Genomic DNA, 16,969 nt, shown 5'->3' with positions numbered 1-16,969 from the left:
CCATGAGCGGACAGCCAGTATTGTGACCAGATTCAAGGCTTGCGGCCAGGACGCCAAAGTCATGGCCGCTCCCCGTGCCCAGGGCCTGTTCACACTAACTCAGTTAGTGTGAACAGGCCCTTGCAGCCCCGCGCAGTCAGGGCAATCCCGCCGCGTTTTGATCGTCAGCCGCTGGAACTGCATGTGACGCAGGTCCAGCATTAACAGGGTTCCACGCATCGCCTCACCATAGTGTGCCAGCAGTTTCAGCGCTTCCATCGCCTGCAGTGAACCCAGCACCCCCACCAGAGGGGCGAGCACGCCACTCTCACTGCAGCTCAGGGCGGTGTGGGCACCCTCGACCGGGTACAGGCAGCGGTAACAGGGGCCTCCGCGATGGGGGTCAAACACTGCCAGCTGCCCCTCGTCGCGCACCGCCGCCGCCGAAACCAGCGGGATGCCGGCGGCAATACAGGCCCGGTTGAGCGCAAACCGAATGGTGTAATTGTCACTGGCATCGACCACCAGGTCGACCCCGGCCAGCACCGGCTCCACCGTGTCTTCCCCCAACTCATGGGGATGGACAACGGTCTCCACCTCCGGGTTGAGCGCGGCGACGCTGGCGGCCACCGAGGCGGCCTTGTTGCCGCCGATATCGGCATCGCCATGGGCAATCTGGCGCTGCAGGTTGCTTAGCTCCACCGCGTCGCCGTCCACCAGCACCAGCCTGCCGATGCCTGCGGCGGCCAGGTAGAGCGCGGCGGGACAGCCCAATCCACCCAGGCCGAGGACCAGCACCGTTGCCTGCCGCAAGCGTTCCTGGCCGGCGATATCAAAATCAGGCACCAGCAGCTGGCGGTTATAGCGCAGCAGTTGCTCGTCACTGAGCACGCCAGCGTCCTCCACTGATCCGCTCCTGCCCTGCCAGGTCAGAGCGGGTTTGCACCTCGCCAAAGCCCCTGTCCAGCAACAGCTGGCGAACCTGCCTGCCCTGCGCGAAACCGTGTTCCAGCAACAGCCAGCCCTCGCCGGCCAGGTGGGCCGGCGCATGAGCAACGATGTGGGCGAGGTCCGCCAGCCCCTTGTCCGCCGCCACCAGCGCCGACCGCGGTTCGTAGCGCACATCGCCCTGCAGCAGGTGTGGGTCGTCCGCTTCTACATAGGGCGGGTTGCTGACGATCAACTGAAAGCGCCGGCCGGCAAGGCCCTGGAACCAGTCAGCGCACTGGAACTCAACCGCCGGCAGCCGGTTGGCAATGGCGTTCTGGCGGGCCAGTTCGACCGCGGCCTGGCTACAGTCAACGCCAGTCACCTGCCAGCGTGGTTTTTCCTGCGCCAGGGCCAGGGCAATGGCGCCGCTGCCGGTACCCAGGTCCAGCACCGCGGCGTCCGCCGCCAGCGGCAGCTGCAAGGCCCAGCTGACCAGGGTTTCTGTATCTGGCCGGGGAATCAGGGTACTGGGATTGACCCGCAGGTCCAGTGACCAGAATTCGCGGCTGCCGGTGAGATAGGCCACCGGCTCCCCCTGCTGCCGCCGGGCCAGCAGGGCGCGGTAGTTTTCCAGGGCAGGCCCTGCCACCTCCGCATCAGGCCAGGTGTAAAGCCAGCTGCGGGGCTTGCCCAGGCAGTGGCAGAGCAGAATTTCCGCATCCCGGACGGGGCTTTCGCCGGGCAGGCGCCGGGCATCGCGCAGCAAGGCCAGCACGCTGGCCATCAGCCCTCTCCCAGGGCCGCCAGCTGGTCCGCCTGGTACTCCTGGCGCAGGGGTTCGACAACTGCGCCCAGATCGCCTTCCATCACCTCGCCCAGCTTGTACAGCGTCAGGTTGATGCGATGGTCGGTCAGCCGACCCTGGGGGAAGTTATAGGTGCGGATGCGGTCCGATCGATCCCCGGTCCCCACCAGGTTGCGGCGCTGTTCCGCCTGCTCTTCGGCAACCTTGTCCTGGGCGCTGGTCAGCAGCTTGGCCTGCAACAGCGACATGGCCCGGGCCCGGTTCTTGTGCTGGGAGCGCTCGTCCTGGCACTCGACCACGATGCCCGAGGGCAGGTGGGTAATGCGCACCGCCGAATCGGTTTTATTGACGTGCTGCCCCCCCGCGCCCGAGGCCCGGTAGGTGTCTATGCGCAGGTCCGCCTTGTTGATTTCAATTTCGTCCACCGCCTCGGCCTCGGGCATGATTGCCACGGTACAGGCCGAGGTATGGATACGCCCCTGGGACTCGGTTTCCGGCACCCGCTGCACCCGATGGGCGCCGGACTCGAACTTGAGGTGGGCGTACACATCGCGCCCCTCCACCCGGGTGATTATTTCCTTGAAGCCGCCGTGCTCACCCGGGCGCTCAGACAAAACCTCGACCTTCCAGCCCATGTTCTCCGCGTAGCGGGAGTACATGCGGAACAGGTCGCCGGAAAAAATCGCCGCCTCATCACCGCCGGTACCGGCGCGAATTTCCAGGAACACGTTGTGCGAGTCATTGGGGTCGCGCGGCAGCAGCAGGGTTTGCAGCTCGGTCTCCAGCACTGCCAGCCGTTCAGTGCCGGATTCAATTTCCTCCCGGGCCATATCCCGCAGGTCCGGGTCGGCATCCTCCAGCATCAGCCGCGCCTCTTCGAGGTCGGCCTTCACCTGGCTGTAGCCGGCATAGCATTTGACCACCGCCTCGAGCTCGGCGTATTCCCGCGACAGGTCTCGAAAGCGGTCCTGGTCGGCGATGGTTTCACTGTCGCCAAGCAGGGCGGATACCTCCTCGTGCCGGTCGGTGAGGGTTTCCAGCTTGGTCAGCAGGGAGGCTTTCATTGCAGTGTGTGTCTCGAGTGATCGGTGTCGTCGGCAGTAATCTCCAGGGCGTCGCCGGCTGCATCATCAGCCGCCGCGGGCTCCGGCTCGGCGAGCCCCAGCAGCCGCCGGGCGCTGCGCAACTGTTCCGGCCTGCCCTCGGCACTGGCCTGTTTGAGCCCGGTGGTGGGCGCATGGATGAGCTTGTTGGTGAGGCCGCGGGACAACTGCTTGAGCACCTTCTCCGGGTCATCGCCCCGGGTAATCGCTCGCAGGGCCTTGTCCAGCTCGCGCTGCCGGAGCTCCTCCGCCATGGCCCGGTATTCCTTGACCGCATCGACTGCCGCCAGACGCTTGCCGTCCTCGACGAAGCTGCGCACGCCCTCGGCAATCATCACATCGGCCTTGCGCGCCTCGCTCTGGCGGCTGCGCAAATTCTGGTCGACGATCTCGCGCAGGTCATCCACGCTGTAGAGATAGACATCACGCAGGTCGCCTACCTGGGGTTCGATGTCCCGGGGCACAGCGATATCGACCATGAGCACGGGACGGTGCTTGCGCGCCTTGACCGCCTGCTCGACTGCCCCTTTGCCAAGAATGGGCAGTTGGCTGGCGGTCGAGGTGATCACGATATCGGCAGCGGGCAATTGCCCGGGTATCTCCGCCAGCAGTACCGCCTCGGCGCCGAACTTCTGCGCCAGCTCCCGGGCCCGCCCCAGGGTGCGGTTGGCGATGACGATATTGCGAACACCCGCCTCGATCAGGTGACGGGCCACCAGTTCGATGGTTTCACCGGCCCCCACCAGCAGCGCGTGGCACTGGCTGAGGTCGGCAAAAATATGGCCGGCGAGGTCCACCGCGGCATAGGCGACGGACACCGGGTTTTCGCCGATGGCGGTGTCGGTGCGGACCCGCTTGGCGATACTGAATACGCGCTGGAACATACGGCTGAGCTCAGCGCCCACTGTCCCTGACTCCTGGGCAACGGAATAGGCAGACTTGAGCTGGCCAAAAATCTGCGGTTCCCCCAGCACCATCGAATCCAGCCCCGCCGCGACCTGGGCAATGTGGGTGAGGGCCTGCTCGCCTTCGTGGTGGTAGGCCGAGCGGTGCAGCTCTTCCGCGGACAGGTGGTGGTAATTTGCCATCCAGTCAATCAATTGCACGGCCTTGTCGGCGAGCACGCTGCGGCTGGGCGCGATGGCGTAGATTTCGGTGCGGTTGCAGGTGGACAGGATGACCACTTCGTCAAGTTCGGCAGCACCACAGCAGTCGGCGAGCGCCTCATTGACCTGCTCCGGGGCAAAGGCGACCCGCTCGCGCACCTCGACGGCGGCGGAGTTGTGGTTAATCCCCAGGGCAATCAGGTTCATGGTGTCGTCCAACACTCCGGTGCGGGCCACTCGCGCGAACCCGGTCAAAAACCGGCGCACCTTAGCACATCCGGCAAAAATTGGCTGTGATTTTAACAAGTTAGCCGGGAAATAGCCCGCCCGGCCGCAGCTGGCGCAGACCTTGGGTTTCCGGGCCGGCCTGTGTCATCATAGGCGGCCCAGATGTCACGGAAGTTCGCGGTACACCCATGCGCCGTTTTGCCACCATTGCCCTCGGCTCCTCGCTGCTGGCGGCCTGTGCCTCTACCGCACCGCCGGAACCCGCGGCTGACAGCACCGAGCCGCCCGCAGCGCTGACGGCAGAGCTGCCCGAACGGGCGATTCCCGCAGACAGCGTGTATCCCCTGCTGGTGGCGGAATTTGCCATCCGTCGCCGCGACTACCAGACGGCCCTGGACAATTACCTGCAACAGGCCAGCAAGCTGCAGGATGCGGGTGTGTCCCGCCATGCCACCCACCTGGCCCAGTTTACCGAGAACGACGAGCAGGCCCTGGCAGCGGTGCAGCTGTGGCTGGCCCAGGAGCCCGGCGACCTTGAGGCCAACAACACGGCCGCCATATTGCTGGCCAGGACCCGGCAACCGGTCGCCGCCCTGCCCCACATGGCGGTTGTCGCCCGGGGCGGCAAGCAGGCCAACTTTCCCCTGCTGCTGCAGGGCTTCGACCAGCTCACGGCCGAACAACAGTCGCAGCTGGTAAAGGGTCTTAACGACATGCTGGCCGAATTCCCCCGGGACCCGGCGCTGTTGCTGACCATGGCCCTGATCAATACCGAGTTCGAACAGTACCCGCAGGCCCTGGCCAGGCTGAAAAGCCTGTTCCAGGTTGAGCCGGGCCAGCACCAGGCCCTGCTACTGGAAGCGCGCATACTGACCCAGACCGGCGCCTCCGATCCCTACGCCCGCATAGAAAAAGCGCTGGCGGCCAATCCGGAGGACTCCCGCCTGCGCCTGGAGTACGCGCGCCTGCTCACCAGCTCCGATATCGAGGCTGCCCGCAGCCAGTTCGAGCTGCTGTCGGTGCAGTCACCCGGCGATGCCGACCTGCTGCTGTCGCTGGCACTGATCAACCGGGAGATCGGTGACGATCTGGCGGCCAGGGCCTACCTGAACAAGGTACTGGCCACCGGCAGGCGACAGGACGAGGCCTACTACTACCTGGGCCGGATAGCGGAGGACCAGCAGCAACCGTCGGAGGCGCTGGAGTTCTACATGAAGATCGGTGATTCCCGGCAATACCTCGCCGCCAGCCAGCGCATCGGCCGGATCCTGGTCGAGGGCGGGCAGATCGACGCCAGCTATGCCTGGTTCGCAAGACAGCGGCGCGAGCAGCCAACGCGCAGTGAGCAGCTGTACGGCATCGAGGCCGATATCCTCAGCACCGCAGGCGCCGGGCTGGCGGCAATGGCCGTGCTCAATGCCGGCATCGAGGATTTCCCCGACTCGGCCTCACTGCGCTATGCCCGCTCAATGCTCGGCCAGCAACAGGATGACCTGGCGCTGATGGAAGCGGACCTGCGGGCGATTCTCGCCCGTGACCCCAACAACGCTACAGCCCTCAATGCCCTGGGCTATACCCTCGCGGACCAGACCAGCCGATTCGACGAAGCCTACAAACTGATTTCGCGCGCCCTGGAGCTGGAGCCGGATGAACCGGCCATTCTCGACAGCATGGGCTGGGTGCTCTATCGCCAGGGCAAATATGAAAGCGCCATCGAGTACCTGACCCGCGCCTATGCCGCCTTTCCCGATCCGGAGGTAGCCGCCCACCTCGGTGAAGTCCTGTGGGTTAGTGGCAATACCGAAAAAGCGCGCCAGGTGTGGCGGGGCGCACTGCTCAAGGACCCGCAACACCCGGTATTGCGCGAAACGCTTGAGCGCCTGGGCGTCGACAACCTGCTCACCGCGCCACAATCTCCGGGGGCTACCGCCGGCGTCCTGTGAGCACTGTGCAACCAGCATTAATCTGGCTCCTGCTGCTGGCCCTGGCTGGCTGCGCCGGCATGCCCGCTCCGGCACCGGAATCCGGCAAGGCGAGCTGGCACGCGCACCGGGAACAGCTGCAACAGCTGAGCCACTGGACAGCCAGCGGTAAAATCGCCCTGCGCACCGCGGAACAGGCGGAATCGGCAAGCCTGCTGTGGCAGCAAATCGGGGAGGCCAGTCACCTGCGGCTGTCCGGCCCCATGGGTATCAGCGCGACCACCATCGACAGTGACGGCAGTCTGCTGGAAGTGCGCCAGGGCGATGACTACAGCCGCTGGGACCTGGACGATCCCGCGCTGGGAGATGAACACAGCTGGGACCTGCCCGTGCGCTCGCTGCATCACTGGCTGAAGGGGGTCCCGGCGCCCGGGTCGCCGGTACAGTCGCTACTGCTGGACGCTGCCGGACAACTGCCTGAGCAGCTGCAACAGCTGGGCTGGACCATCGACTACCAGCAGTTTGCCAGTTTCGGCGGCTACCTGCTGCCCACCCGGCTGCAGGTTTCCCGGGGCGAGACCCGGGCGCGCATCCTGCTGCGGGAATGGGGAGACTTCTCAGCACCATGAGCGCTTCCCTGACACTGCTGTCCCCGGCCAAGCTCAACCTGTTCCTGCACATTACCGGACGCCGTGCTGACGGTTACCACCAGTTGCAAACGCTGTTTCAACTGCTGGACTGGGGTGACACGCTGACCTTCACCGCCAACAACAGCGGTGAAATCACCCTCGCCGGCTGCGAGCTGGACATTCCGCTGGAGGACAACCTCATTGTTCGCGCTGCCCAGGCGCTGCCGCGTATCCACCGCGACCAGGGGGCGCATATCGAGGTGGTCAAGCGGATTCCAGAGGGCGGTGGCCTGGGCGGCGGCAGCTCCAATGCCGCCACCACCCTGCTCGCACTTAACCAGCTCTGGCAGCTGGGGCTGGCTGACCTTCCCCTGGAACAGCTCGGGGTAAAACTGGGAGCGGATGTGCCGGTGTTTACCGCCGGCCACACCGCCTGGGCGGAGGGCGTTGGTGAAATACTGACCCCCGTGGATTTGCCTGAACGCTGGTACCTGGTGGTCGCCCCCCAGTGCCGTATTTCCACCGCCGAAATTTTTTCACATGAGCGATTGACACGGAACACGTCTCCCATCAAAATAGCCGCCTTTTTCGAGGGCCACTCCCGCAACGACTGCCAGAAAATCGTTAGAGAACTCTACCCAGAGGTTGATAACGCTTTGAAATTTCTGGAGAATTTTGGGGAGGCTAGATTGACCGGTACCGGCGCCTGCGTATTCGCAAGCTTCCCGAATGAACAACAGGCCAGGTCAGCCCTGGGCCAGCTACCAGCTCCGATGCAGGGGTTTGTGGCCAGAGCCCTGAACAAGTCGCCAGTGTTAAGCGCACTGGCAGGACCCAAAGATTGATTGGGGTGTCGCCAAGCGGCAAGGCACCAGGTTTTGATCCTGGCATTCGGAGGTTCGAATCCTCCCACCCCAGCCATATTCAAGGTGCCATGCATCCTGTGGTGTATGGCACTATTTTTATGTGCGGCAGTTTTCCCGAACACACCATGAAAGGTAGCGCTTAGTGTCCTCGAAAATGATGGTCTTCACAGGCAACGCAAACCCGGAACTGGCGCAAAAAGTTGCCAGCCGACTGTACCTGTCTCTGGGTAACGCTGACGTGGGCAAGTTCAGTGACGGTGAGATCGCCGTGGAGCTGAACGAGAATGTGCGCAGCAAGGACGTGTTCGTCGTCCAGTCCACCTGCGCGCCCACCAACGATAACCTGATGGAGCTGCTGGTGATGATCGACGCCCTGCGTCGCGCCTCGGCAGACAGCATCACCGCAGTGGTGCCCTACTTCGGTTACGCCAGGCAGGACCGGCGGGTGCGCTCCGCCCGGGTACCAATTACCGCCAAGGTGGTGGCGGACATGATGGTGGGTGTCGGTGTCGATCGCGTACTCACCATGGACCTGCACGCCGAGCAGATCCAGGGCTTTTTCAAGTGCCCGGTGGACAACGTCTACGGCTCACCGATATTGAACGACGATATCGGGGCCCAGAACTACGAGAACCTGATCGTGGTATCGCCGGACATTGGCGGTGTGGTCAGGGCCAGGGCCATCGCCAAGCAGCTCAACGAGGCGGACCTGGCGATTATCGACAAGCGTCGCCCCAAGGCCAACGAGGCCCAGGTCATGAACCTGATCGGTGACGTGGAAGGCCGCACCTGTGTGCTGGTGGACGACATGGTAGACACCGCCGGCACCCTGTGCCAGGCGGCCAACGCGCTGAAAGAGCGCGGAGCACTGGCGGTCTATGCCTACTGTACCCACGCGGTACTGTCGGGCAAGGCGCTGGACAATATTCGGAACTCCCAGCTCGACCAGCTGGTAGTCACCGATACGATTCCCCTCAGTGCGGAGGCGCAATCCATCAACAAGATTCGCGTTCTCACCACTGCCGACCTGCTGGCCGAGTCCATGCGCAGGGTGGCAAACGGGGAATCCATCAGCGCGCTGTTCACCTAGAACAGCGTTTACTTAACCCGCTGCCGCGCTGGTCGCAGGCGTTGCAGCGAATATCAAAGGAGTCTGGCTATGTCCGACCAATTTGAAGTACAAGCCGAGCTGCGCGAGGACATGGGGAAAGGTGCGAGCCGCCGCCTGCGTCGTCAAGCAGATAAAGTTCCTGCCATCATTTACGGTGGCGACAAAGAACCGCAGCCACTTACCCTGGTGCGCAAGGATATCGAAAAGTCCCTGGAAAACGAGGCCTTCTACTCGCACGTGCTGGCGGTAAACGTCGGCGGCGACGTGCAAAAGGCGATCCTCAAGGACCTGCAGCGTCACCCCTCCAGGGACGAGGTCATGCACGCCGACTTCATGCGCGTTGACGAGAAGGTGGCGATCAAGGTGCACGTGCCGATTCACTTCCTCAACGAGGAGAGCTGCCACGGCGTCAAGATGGAAGGCGGAGTGATCCAGCACCAGGAAACCGACATCGAGGTATCCTGTCTGCCCGGTGACATCCCCGAGTACATCGAAGTGGACATGAAGGATGTGGTTACCGGCCAGATTGTTCACCTGTCCGAGGTCACGCTGCCTGAAGGCGTCACTTCCGTGGCCCTGGCCCTGGGTGAAGACCACGACCTGGCCATCGCCTCCGTTATCGCGCCCCGTGGCGCCGCTGACGAGGACGAGGACGAGAGCGCGCCGGAAGCGGCTGATGCCGGTGACGACACTGCCGAAGAAGGCGACAGCGAGGACTGATTCCCTCGCTCTTTGGCCCCGCGTTGACAGCCATCAAGCTGATCGCCGGACTGGGTAACCCCGGTAGTGAGTACCGGGGCACCCGCCATAACGCGGGCGCCGACTTCGTCGAGGCCCTGGCCCGGCAGTGCAACACGCCTTTACAGGCGGAATCAAAATTTTCCGGACTGGTCGGCCGCATCAATTTCGCCGGCCATGACCTGCGCCTGCTCATCCCCACCACGTTCATGAACCGTTCCGGCAGGGCCGTGGCGGCGATGGCCGGCTTCTACAAGATAGCGCCCGAGGAAATTCTCATCGTCCACGATGAACTGGATATCCCGGCGGGCAAGGCCAGGTTCAAACAGGGCGGCGGCCACGGGGGGCATAATGGGCTGCGTGATATTGTCCCGGCGCTTGGCAACAACAGAAACTTCTACCGCCTGCGCATTGGCATTGACCATCCGGGACACGCATCGAAAGTGTCAGGATACGTGCTCAGCCAGCCCTCGCAGGTGGATCGGACACGCATTGATGCGTGTATCGACGAGGCCATCGCCGCCCTGCCGCTGCTGCTGGACGGGGATCAAACCAGGGCGATGACCCGACTACACAGTTTTAGCGCGGCCTGAGCCGCACACCAGACAGGACACTTAAATGGGTTTCAAATGCGGTATTGTCGGCCTGCCCAATGTGGGCAAGTCCACCCTGTTCAACGCCCTCACCCGGGCGGGCATCGACGCCGAAAACTTCCCCTTCTGCACCATTGAGCCCAACGCCGGCGTGGTACCCATCCCCGACCCGCGGCAGGACAGGATTGCGGCCATTGTGAAGCCGCAGAAGGAAGTGGCGACCACCATGGAATTCGTCGACATTGCCGGGCTGGTGGCGGGTGCCTCCAAAGGTGAAGGCCTGGGCAACCAGTTCCTGGCCAATATCCGCGAGACCGATGCCATCGCCCATGTGGTGCGCTGTTTTGAAGACGACAACGTCATTCACGTGGCCAACCAGATCGACCCGGCCGCGGACATAGAAATCATCAACACCGAACTGGCCCTGGCCGACCTGGAAAGCTGCGAAAAGCAGCTGCAAAAGGTGGTGCGCATCGCCAAGAGCGGCGACAAGGAAGCGGTGGCGATGAAGGCGTTACTTGAAAACAAGCTGCTGCCGCAGCTCAACGAGGCAAAGCCGGTACGCGGCCTGCAGCTCAATGACAGCGAACAGGCACTGGTGAAAACCCTGTTCCTGCTCACCGTCAAACCCACCATGTACATTGCCAACGTGGATGAGGACGGCTTTGAGGACAATCCCCACCTGGACGTGGTGCGCGCCATAGCCGCTGAGGAAAACGCCTCGGTGGTGGTGATCTGCAACAAGCTGGAATCCGAGATCATCGAACTGGACGACGAGGAGCGCGCCGAGTTCCTCGCCGACCTGGGCATGGAGGAACCGGGCCTGAACCGGGTAATCCGCGCCGGTTACGACCTGCTCAACCTGCACACCTACTTCACCGCCGGCGTCAAGGAAGTCCGCGCCTGGACTGTCAGGGTCGGCGCTACTGCCCCGCAAGCGGCGGGCGTGATCCATACTGATTTCGAGAAAGGCTTTATCCGCGCCGAAGTCATCGCCTACGACGACTTCATCGAGTTCGGCGGCGAGCAGGGCGCCAAGGACGCGGGCCGCTGGCGCCTGGAGGGCAAGGACTACGTGGTGCAGGACGGCGACGTGATCCACTTCCGTTTTAACGTTTAGGCCATGCGCTGACGTTGCGCCACTCTGCACAGGCCCTGCCATATGGATGCCGGCTTACCCCAGGGCACCTTCTCTTGTGCTTGCAGCACAATTCACCTTGTGCGCCGGAATGACGGGCCCGGCCCGGGCCCCGGCCGGGTAATGAATTCTGGGGGTCAGAACAGGCGCGAGTAGCTGAGCTGGAGGACGTCAAAGTTTTCTTCAGAATCATTCACCGAGCCGGTGGCATAACTGAAACGCAGCGCGTGCCTGCCGGCAAAGGGATAGGCCAGGGTGAAGCCGAACTTGGAGTCCCGCTGCAGGTCGTCAAGTCGCCGGCCCCCTATCTCGCTCTGCCCGCCGCGGTAGCCGGTCAGGTCAAGAGAAGCCCAGAGGCCGGGTGAGAAGCGCCTGACCAGATGCATCTCGACCGACCTGATCGATCCCTGTTTCCGTGTCATGCCGAGAAATTCGTCATTGTCGTCAAACACCCAGACACCCAGTTCGAACTCCAGCAACCACCTGGGGCGCAGTACCGCCATGTAACCCAGTTCCGCCTTGGCGGCCCAGCGGTTGCTGCCCACATTGAGCAGTCTGTCCTCGTCATAGCGGCCCGTCGGGGCAACCACCTTGAGACTGGCGCCGAGAATCGGCCGCGGGTTGCGGCGCAGTTCGGCGAATTCCTCGCGGTTCATCGACGGCGCCCCCATCAGGTTTACCGACAGGGTCGCGGCAAGGTCGCCGGCGCCCTGGTAATCACGGCTGAGGCTGCCGCGGTCGGGGAAATCCACCGTCGTCTCGCCGGCGGAGTAGGCCTGCTCGATAATCAGGTTGCTGGTCCGGCCAAAGAGGTCCAGCGTTTGCATGTAGGCCAGCATCCCGGTGGCAATTCGGGAATCAACACCAGAAATCGGCAGCGAAGGATCAGGCACCGTGTCGCCCTCGGTAAAGCCGGCCCCGAGGGTGAGGATTCGGGTCCCCTGCGGAGCGGGCCAGTAAGCACGGGGCGTCAGCTCCTGGGCCAGCCCGGTACTGGCCCACAGGCAGGCGGGAAGCAGCAGTAGTGCAATCAAAGGTCTCATGGACCAATTATGGCCAGCGTTGGCCGGGCTCGCCACTGTCAGTTCCCTTACCCTTTCCCGTGGCGGGCTTCCAGCAGCTGCCGCAGCCCGGCGATCTCATCGCGCAGCTCGGTCAGAGTGGGTTCCCCGGCGGCGATGGCATCCGCTTTTGCCTGCCGCTGGTGCTCCTCCTCCAGCACATTGACCACGATACCGATAATCATATTCAGAAAGGCGAAGGCGGAGAGGAAGATAAAGCTGAGGTAAAAGAACCAGCTCAGGGGGTAAACCGCCATGGTCTCATACATGACATCGGTCCAGTCCTCGAAGGTCATCACCCGGAACAGGGTGAGCATGGAGACCGCGATATCCCCCCACAGTACCGGGTTGATGGTGGCGAAGAAGGTAGACCCGATAGCGGCGTAAATATAGAAAATGATAAACATCATCAGCATCACGTAGCCAAGCTGGGGCATGGCGGCAAGCAGGGAATTCAACAGGGTACGCAGTTCCGGGATGATGGACACCATCCTCAACACCCGGAATATGCGTACCAGGCGCCCGATCAGGGCCAGCTCCGAATCCTCGATGGGAATCAGGCTGACCACCACAATCAGGGTATCGAACACGTTCCAGCCGCTGTGGAAAAAACGTTTCCTGTCGCTCTCGCCGAGAAATCTAACACTGATTTCAGCGAGGAAAAACAGGGTGATGCCCCAGTCGAGGATAACAATAACCTGATTGGCCAGGGGTGGCAGGGGGTAGGTTTTCACCCCGATCATCAGGGCGGACACGAGAATAATGGAAATCACCAGCAACTCGAACAACTTGTTGCTGCGCAGGCGCTCAAACCTCGCCTGCCAGGCATCTGTCTGGGTGGACATAGGGCGGATTATCTCTGGGTCTGGAAACCCCGGGCAGGGTCGCCCGGGAGCGCTCTTATTCTAGTCGATTGCCGGGGCAGTGCCCAGCGTATTACCAGGGCAGCTCCCTGCCCTGGTAGTCGTAGAAGCGGCCGCTCTGCCCGGGGCCGAGACTGGATATCACCTTCAGCAGCCCCGCCACGCTGACATCCACGCTAATATCCGCACCGCTACCGCCCATCCGGGTTTGTACCCATCCCGGATGGAGCACCACGGCGGTTACCCCCCTGTCGGCAAGCTCCAGCGCCAGGGAACTGTTGAACATGTTGAGGGCCGCCTTGCTGGCACGATAGCCGTAGTAGCCGCCTTGATTACTGGCGATACTGCCCATGATGGAACTGATGTGGACCACGGTTTTACCCACGCTGGCCAGCACATTGGGCAACAGCGCCTGGGTGACGCGCATGGGCCCCAGGCTGTTGACCTCAAAAGTGAGCTTGACCCGCTCGAAGTCGGTATCCTCAAAACTGCCGGGAGCCTGGCCGCCGGTCCCCGCATTGTTAATCAGCAGGTCGATTGGCTGGTCATCCATGTCCGCCGCCAGGGCGGCGACGCTCTCCGGGTCGGTCACATCCAGCTGCATGACCTTCGCACCCAGCGCTTTCAGCTCACTCGCCTCGGCCGGCTTTCTGGCAGTGCCTATCACCTGGTGTCCCTGCTCGGTCAATTGCCGCGCCAGTTCCAGGCCTATGCCCCGGTTGGCACCGGTAACGAGTACGGTCATGGCGGGCTCCTCCGCAGCCGCTGGCCCCGCCAGCGACATAAACAGGCACAGCGAAAAAACAAGCATCCTGAACATGGGTATGTCACTCCTCAATTCCCTCAAATCCGTTCACTGCACGCAGCCCTGGTCGCCGTTGGCCGCGCAAGGCCCTGGCGTGCCCTGTCCCGACACAACCCAGCAGCTCCGCAAGTTTAGCAGAATCTTTTAGCCTGACGCCTTGTTCAGCAGCGCCGTGGCCACTTTCGAGCCGTTGCTGCGCCCCAGCCTGTCACAGATAAACTGCCCCGCCGCCACCAGCCGTTCGAGATCAACGCCGTGTGCTATGCCCAGCCCCTCCAGCAGGTATACCACCTCCTCGCTAGCAACGTTGCCCGAAGCGCCCCTGGCATAGGGGCAACCGCCAAGCCCGGCTACCGAACTGTCGATCACCGCTATTCCCATCTGCAGGGCGGCGTAGATATTGGCCAGGGCCTGGCCGTAGGTGTCGTGCAGGTGCACGGCGGTCTTCGCCACTGACACGCTGTCCAGCACCGCTTCGAGCATGGCGCTGACGCTGGCCGGCGTGCCGACACCGATGGTGTCGCCCAGGGAGATTTCGTAACAGCCCAAGTCAAGCAGACGGCGGGCAACCTCGGCTACCCGGGCCGGGGCGATGGCGCCCTCATAGGGGCAGCCCACGACACAGGAGACATAACCCCGAACCGGCAGGCCGTGCCCCGCCGCAGCCTCCATCAGTACCCGGGCCCGCTCCAGGCTCTCGTCGATGGAGCAGTTGGTATTCTTGCGCGTGAAGCTGTCAGAAGCGGCGGTGAACACCGCGACTTCGCTGGCCCCTGCCGCCAGGGCCCGTTCAAAGCCCTGCAGGTTGGGCGTTAACGCCGAGTAGCTCACCCCCGGCCGCCGCTCGACAGCCGCGAACACCTCCTCGCTGCCCGCCATTTGCGGGACCCACCGGGGATTGACGAATGAGCCCGTCTCGATAGCGGTCAATCCGGCCTCCGCCAGCATTTCCACCAGTTTGACCTTGACCGCCACCTCGATCGGCTGCTGTTCATTCTGCAGGCCGTCACGGGGACCGACCTCGACAATACGGACGCTATCCGGGAGGGTGCTGCTCATCACTCGCTGACCTCGAAGTCCACCAGTGCCGCGCCCCCGTCGACCAGTTCCCCGGGCTGGTAGTGAAACGCCAGTACCTTGCCGTCTTTCGGCGCGCGGATTGTGTGCTCCATCTTCATCGCCTCCATGACCAGCAGGGCGTCGTCTTTTTTGACCTCCCTGCCGGGTTCCACCAGCAGGGTGACCATGGTGCCGTTCATGGGCGCGGTGAGGCCGCCGCCGCTGGCGCCATCGTCGACCTCGCCCAGGTCCGGCGTTACCAGGCTGAAACCCAGGGCGCTGTCCTTGGTATACAGGCTGAAACTGCCGTCGTGCTCGGCCACCGAGGCGCGCAGCAGGTAGCCGTCGAGGTTGGCACTGAGTTCGCTGCCTTCCAGGTTGCCCTGGGCCTGGATGGTCTTGTCGCCGAAACCGATGCGGTAACGGGTGCCGTCGGCGCAGCCGCTTTGTTCGACCCACACCGGGTAGTGGTTGTCATGCATGGCCAGTTCGAAGCGGTGGACGCCGGGCTCGTTGAGGCGCCAGGCACCGGCATCAAACCAGGGCGAACTGGCATCACCCGAGGCCAGCCTTGCCCGCTGGGCGGCCCGCTCCTGTTGCAGCACCAGGTACAGGGCCGCCAGCGGGATTTCCTGCTCCAGTTCCGCCTCGCTGTCGTGAAATATCTCGCTGTGGTGTTTCTCTATGAAGCCGGTATCCAGGTCTGCCGCCCTGAAGGGCGCACTGCTGGCCAGGTTGTAGAGGAAATCCAGGTTGGTGGTCATGCCGCTGATCCGGTACTCCCGCAGGGCCCGAGTCAATCGCTGCAGGGCCTTGTCGCGGCTTTCGTCCCAGACGATCAGCTTGGCAATCATCGGGTCGTAGTAGACGCTGACCTCGTCCCCCTGCAGTACCCCCGTGTCCACCCTCACATGCGCGGAGGTTTCCGGCGGCTGCAGGAAGGACAGGGTGCCGGTCACCGGCAGGAAATCGTTGTCCGGGTCCTCGGCGTAAATACGCGCCTCGAAGGCGTGACCGCTGAGGATCAGCTCGTCCTGGGTCGCCGGCAGGGCCTCCCCCGCCGCCACCCGCAGCTGCCACTCGACCAGGTCCTGGCCGGTAATCATCTCGGTGACCGGGTGCTCCACCTGCAGCCGGGTGTTCATTTCCATAAAGTAGAACGAACCATCGCTGTCCAGCAGGAACTCCACCGTGCCCGCGCCCTGGTAGTCAATGGCCCTGGCCGCCCGCAATGCCGCCTCACCCATGGCTGCCCGCAGTTCTTCGGTCATGCCCGGGGCGGGCGCCTCTTCAATCACTTTCTGGTGGCGCCGCTGCACCGAGCAATCGCGCTCGAACAGGTACACGCCATTACCGTGGCTGTCGCAGAACACCTGGATCTCGACGTGACGGGGCTGGGTCAGGTACTTCTCCACCAGCATGTCGTCGTTGCCAAAGCCGTTCATGGCCTCGCGGCGGGCGGCGTCAAGAGCGTCGTCGAACTCCCCCGCCGACCAGACCTGGCGCATCCCCTTGCCGCCGCCACCGGCGACTGCCTTGAGCAGTACCGGGTAGCCCATATCGTCGGCGGCAAACCGGAGGGTGGCACGGTCCTGGTCGTCGCCGTGGTAGCCGGGCACCAGCGGCACCCCCGCGGCCTCCATGATCTGCTTGGCGGCGGACTTGGAACCCATGGCTTCAATCGCCGCCACCGGCGGGCCGATAAAGACAATGCCGTTGTCGCGGCAGGCCCGGCAGAACCCGGCGTTTTCCGACAGGAAACCATAGCCGGGGTGAATGGCCTGGGCCCCGGTTGTCCGCGCCGCGTCTAACACCCGTTCATAGACGAGGTAGGAGTCGCGCGAGGGCGCGGCACCGATGTGCACCGCCTCGTCGGCCATGCTCACATGCAATGCATTCCTGTCTGCATCGCTGTACACCGCCACGGTGCGAATACCCATTTTGCGCGCGGTGCGTATTACCCTGCAGGCAATTTCCCCGCGGTTGGCGATGAGGACTTTTTCGAAGTGATGTTCAGACATGCCTCTACCCGT

16 protein-coding genes and 1 tRNA gene are annotated in these 16,969 nt (G+C 63.4%); 8 read left to right on the top strand and 9 right to left on the bottom strand.

The features are described 5' to 3' along the window. Window positions 1–99: 99 nt before the first annotated feature. Genes DWB85_RS12795 through hemA form a run of 4 tightly spaced genes read right to left on the bottom strand, consistent with a single transcriptional unit; the run spans window position 100 to window position 4,130 of the window. Window positions 100–885 (bottom strand): HesA/MoeB/ThiF family protein, encoded by a 786-nt coding sequence (locus DWB85_RS12795; protein ID WP_239017322.1) that lies wholly within the window; start codon window positions 883–885, stop codon window positions 100–102. Then, on the bottom strand, window positions 860–1,693 hold the full coding sequence (gene prmC, locus DWB85_RS12790) for a peptide chain release factor N(5)-glutamine methyltransferase (protein ID WP_117955245.1): 834 nt from the start codon (window positions 1,691–1,693) through the stop codon (window positions 860–862). The genes DWB85_RS12795 and prmC overlap by 26 nt, the downstream gene beginning before the upstream one ends. Continuing rightward, window positions 1,693–2,778: a peptide chain release factor 1 gene (prfA, locus tag DWB85_RS12785; protein WP_117955242.1), complete on the bottom strand. Its 1,086-nt coding sequence runs from the start codon at window positions 2,776–2,778 to the stop codon at window positions 1,693–1,695. Before prfA ends, prmC begins: the two co-directional genes overlap by 1 nt. Continuing rightward, window positions 2,775–4,130 carry a glutamyl-tRNA reductase gene (gene hemA / locus DWB85_RS12780; RefSeq protein WP_117955355.1) on the bottom strand — a complete coding sequence of 452 codons (1,356 nt, stop codon included), beginning with the start codon at window positions 4,128–4,130 and terminating at the stop codon, window positions 2,775–2,777. Before hemA ends, prfA begins: the two co-directional genes overlap by 4 nt. Window positions 4,131–4,339: 209 nt before the next feature. On the opposite strand from hemA, the gene DWB85_RS12775 reads away from it, so the two are divergent. The 8 genes from DWB85_RS12775 (at window position 4,340) to ychF (ending at window position 11,130) form a co-directional block, all read left to right on the top strand. After that, window positions 4,340–6,094, top strand: a complete 1,755-nt coding sequence (locus tag DWB85_RS12775; protein WP_117955239.1) for a tetratricopeptide repeat protein — start codon at window positions 4,340–4,342, stop codon at window positions 6,092–6,094. Between the two features lie 5 nt (window positions 6,095–6,099). Next, the gene (lolB, locus tag DWB85_RS12770; RefSeq protein WP_133300618.1) at window positions 6,100–6,702 is read left to right on the top strand and encodes a lipoprotein insertase outer membrane protein LolB; all 603 of its coding nucleotides are present in this window, start codon (window positions 6,100–6,102) and stop codon (window positions 6,700–6,702) included. Beyond that, complete coding sequence (gene ispE, locus DWB85_RS12765) at window positions 6,699–7,547, top strand: 4-(cytidine 5'-diphospho)-2-C-methyl-D-erythritol kinase (RefSeq protein WP_117955234.1); 849 nt, start codon at window positions 6,699–6,701, stop codon at window positions 7,545–7,547. Before lolB ends, ispE begins: the two co-directional genes overlap by 4 nt. Window position 7,548: 1 nt before the next feature. Next, window positions 7,549–7,623 (top strand) — tRNA-Gln (locus tag DWB85_RS12760). A 102-nt stretch (window positions 7,624–7,725) separates the two neighbouring features. Continuing rightward, window positions 7,726–8,658, top strand: a complete 933-nt coding sequence (locus DWB85_RS12755) for a ribose-phosphate pyrophosphokinase (protein ID WP_117955353.1) — start codon at window positions 7,726–7,728, stop codon at window positions 8,656–8,658. Between the two features lie 69 nt (window positions 8,659–8,727). Continuing rightward, the gene (locus DWB85_RS12750) at window positions 8,728–9,399 is read left to right on the top strand and encodes a 50S ribosomal protein L25/general stress protein Ctc (protein ID WP_117955231.1); all 672 of its coding nucleotides are present in this window, start codon (window positions 8,728–8,730) and stop codon (window positions 9,397–9,399) included. Window positions 9,400–9,422: 23 nt separating this feature from the next. Then, window positions 9,423–10,010, top strand: coding sequence for an aminoacyl-tRNA hydrolase (gene pth / locus DWB85_RS12745; protein WP_117955229.1), 588 nt, complete (start codon window positions 9,423–9,425; stop codon window positions 10,008–10,010). Between the two features lie 25 nt (window positions 10,011–10,035). Continuing rightward, on the top strand, window positions 10,036–11,130 hold the full coding sequence (ychF, locus tag DWB85_RS12740) for a redox-regulated ATPase YchF (RefSeq protein WP_117955226.1): 1,095 nt from the start codon (window positions 10,036–10,038) through the stop codon (window positions 11,128–11,130). A 155-nt stretch (window positions 11,131–11,285) separates the two neighbouring features. Here ychF and DWB85_RS12735 read toward each other — a convergent pair whose 3' ends face one another. From DWB85_RS12735 to DWB85_RS12715, 5 genes are all read right to left on the bottom strand, one after another. Beyond that, window positions 11,286–12,182: a transporter gene (locus DWB85_RS12735; protein WP_239017321.1), complete on the bottom strand. Its 897-nt coding sequence runs from the start codon at window positions 12,180–12,182 to the stop codon at window positions 11,286–11,288. A 56-nt stretch (window positions 12,183–12,238) separates the two neighbouring features. Continuing rightward, window positions 12,239–13,054, bottom strand: coding sequence for an ion transporter (locus DWB85_RS12730; protein WP_117955220.1), 816 nt, complete (start codon window positions 13,052–13,054; stop codon window positions 12,239–12,241). Between the two features lie 91 nt (window positions 13,055–13,145). Beyond that, window positions 13,146–13,817 carry an SDR family oxidoreductase gene (locus DWB85_RS12725; protein WP_117955350.1) on the bottom strand — a complete coding sequence of 224 codons (672 nt, stop codon included), beginning with the start codon at window positions 13,815–13,817 and terminating at the stop codon, window positions 13,146–13,148. Between the two features lie 204 nt (window positions 13,818–14,021). Beyond that, the gene (locus tag DWB85_RS12720) at window positions 14,022–14,936 is read right to left on the bottom strand and encodes a hydroxymethylglutaryl-CoA lyase (RefSeq protein WP_117955218.1); all 915 of its coding nucleotides are present in this window, start codon (window positions 14,934–14,936) and stop codon (window positions 14,022–14,024) included. Then, window positions 14,936–16,957, bottom strand: coding sequence for an acetyl-CoA carboxylase biotin carboxylase subunit (locus tag DWB85_RS12715; protein WP_117955215.1), 2,022 nt, complete (start codon window positions 16,955–16,957; stop codon window positions 14,936–14,938). The genes DWB85_RS12720 and DWB85_RS12715 overlap by 1 nt, the downstream gene beginning before the upstream one ends. Window positions 16,958–16,969 lie beyond the last annotated feature (12 nt).

Source organism: Seongchinamella sediminis, from assembly GCF_003457605.1.
In the GTDB taxonomy this organism is placed as follows: Bacteria; Pseudomonadota; Gammaproteobacteria; order Pseudomonadales; family Halieaceae; genus Halioglobus; species Halioglobus sediminis.
The sequence above is the reverse complement of the archived record's forward strand: the minus strand, read 5'-3'. Positions and strand labels throughout refer to the sequence as shown.